The sequence below is a fragment of the Staphylococcus coagulans genome (genome assembly GCF_002901995.1).
GTDB lineage: Bacteria > Bacillota > Bacilli > Staphylococcales > Staphylococcaceae > Staphylococcus > Staphylococcus coagulans.
Genome location: NZ_PPQN01000049.1, coordinates 1 through 2457, shown reverse-complemented (window position 1 = coordinate 2457; position 2457 = coordinate 1). Strand labels below are relative to the sequence as shown.

At 29.9% G+C, this 2457-nt stretch carries 1 protein-coding gene; it reads right to left on the bottom strand.

Features of this window, described 5'->3' with window-relative positions; translation table 11 throughout:
• Window positions 1–1913 (bottom strand): YSIRK-type signal peptide-containing protein (locus tag CD118_RS09745; RefSeq protein ID WP_103356638.1); only part of this gene is annotated, 1913 nt, incomplete at its 3' end.
• Window positions 1914–2457: the final 544 nt, after the last annotated feature.

Genomic DNA, 2457 nt, shown 5'->3' with positions numbered 1-2457 from the left:
TCCTTCGGAATGTCTGCTCCATTTGGTATTTCATAACTGCTTCCTGTTGGAACATTTGGATCTTTAGTTTGTGGTACTTGTACTGGTACACCCGGTTTCGTATGTCCTTCTTCATATCCTGGGTTATGAATATCTGATTGTGGCGTTTCAAATGGAGTGGTAATTTCGGTTCCGTCGAGATCAGTTCTCATAATTCCATTGGAAAAACGATTAGACATTTGACTCGAAGTAATTAAAAAACTATATTTTTCATCTTTGGATAAACCTAATTCATCAACTGTAGCTTTCCATGTTTTATTAGCATAACTAGCAGTTAAAGTACCTGTTGTTGAGTCGTAGTTAATTATCACATCATTTAACCTTTGACCATGAAATTTTCCATCATTTACATTAACAGCATTATCAGCATATTCTATTTTGTTTATCGGCTTGTCTTTAGACTCAATTGCGTTTGTTCCCACTTGTTGAGTTTTTCCGGATGAATCATTTTTAACAAATGTCGCATAGCCTATTTTGCGACCACCAATATCCTTTATGTTAATCGTTTTGTCTGAGTCTAGAGTATCAGCTTTACCATTAACATTGTTGTAAGAAGTATCAATTTTAAATCCAGCAGCCCCCGGCAAACCACTATCTCTTAATATTCCCCCTTGATTTAAATAGTCTTCTCCATTACCTTTTGTAAATATGAATCCCCAACCATCAGCACCGCTTGTGTTAGGCTGGCTATTGTTTGCTACTGGCACTTTAATTGTAAAATCTTTACCAAAGTCTAACGCCTTATCAAATTGCAAAGCCCCTGTACTACCAGTATTTGGATCTGTGTTCTGGTTAAAAGCAGTTAATGTGCCATTATTAGGAAATTCTCGTGGGTAAGTCTGGCTTACAACGTTACCATAACTATTAAAATGATTAGCTCCCTTTGTTCTAATAAATTCAGTAGTAGAAGTTGCTGCTCTAAAAGCAGTTCTCCCTTGACTTGAGTTTAAATTATTTACTGTAGCTTTTGGTTGCTTATTTAATTGATCTGAAAGCGCTCTTAACTTTGCATATTCAATCGCAGCCTTGGCTTCGCTTTCAGACAGTTCATTAAAGTTGTTCGGTAAGTACTTATTTACAATAGTACTATTTATTTTTTTATTTCCATCATTTAAGTCAATTATTTGATTCGAATCGTAATAATTGTCGATACCTTTAACGTTATAGTTTTCTACATTTTTTTCTAATTTAGTACTATTTGATTTATTATTGGTAATATTTTTATTAAGATTGTTTTCTTTAATTTCAACTTGGGTATTACTATTGTTTGAATTTTCTTCTGATTGTCTCTCTTTTGATGATAGGTTAACTTCTTGTTGCTTAGTTGACTGACTTTCTTTCAAGGAATCTTTTTTAGAATCCTCATTATTTTTTACTTCACTTTCTACTTTCTTTGATGATTCAGATTCATTTTTCTCTATACTCTCAGTATTTTTAACACTTTCACTGTTTTCTTCGCTTGCTCTTTCGTTTTGACTTATCTCTTTTTCATTATTTTGATTAGAATCTGTTTCACTACTGTTTAGTTCTTCATTATTGTTATCTGCTTTAGACTCTTCAACTTGAACCGAAGAACCATTTTCCTTTAATTCGTTGTCAAAAGTAACATCGTTACTCTCTGAAACTAACAATTCATTTTCATTATTAATTTTCTCAGTGTTAACCTCATTTGCCTGTGTGCTCGGACCATTAATTGAGACACTTTGGTTATTTTTTTCAACTTGTGTTTTGGCTTCAGATGCTTCAACATCATTGTTAATACCCAAATAAAGCAATGATCCAATTAAAATCGATGTTGTACCAACAGTAAACTTTCTGATTGAGTACTTATTAAGCTTGTTAGGTAAAAAATCAAGTCTTTTCGATTTTCTCATTAAAATAAAACCTCCTATAAAAATAATTAAGCTAGCTAAAATTAAATCTTTTAGTACTAAGGGCCCTATTAGAAATAACTTAAGACTATGAAATTCCTAATAATAATAAAGTTACTATTAAAATATACATTGAGCAACCTATTAAATATACAGTTTTATTTCTTATAAATGCATATTACTATTGACTATTTATTTTCAATCGGTTTTATTTTTGAATATTTATTACTACTGAGAAAAAACTATTGTAATTAAAAATAAAGTACTATTAACTTTTTATATTTAAGACTATTAAAAATTTGAGTAATAACAACTATTAACAAAGAAAATGGTTTTTAACAATTAATTATGCTCTATACAATCACTCAACATTAGTTTTTTTAAAAACAAATAAAGCTAACAATCTTTTGTATTAATTGATATTAAGTCGCTGGGTATTGCTTATGATTTATTTTTTTCTTTAAACTATTATTATTAAGATATTTAAATTACTATATTATGATAATTAATGGCAATAAAGAGTATTGTATCTATTTATGTGCATGTG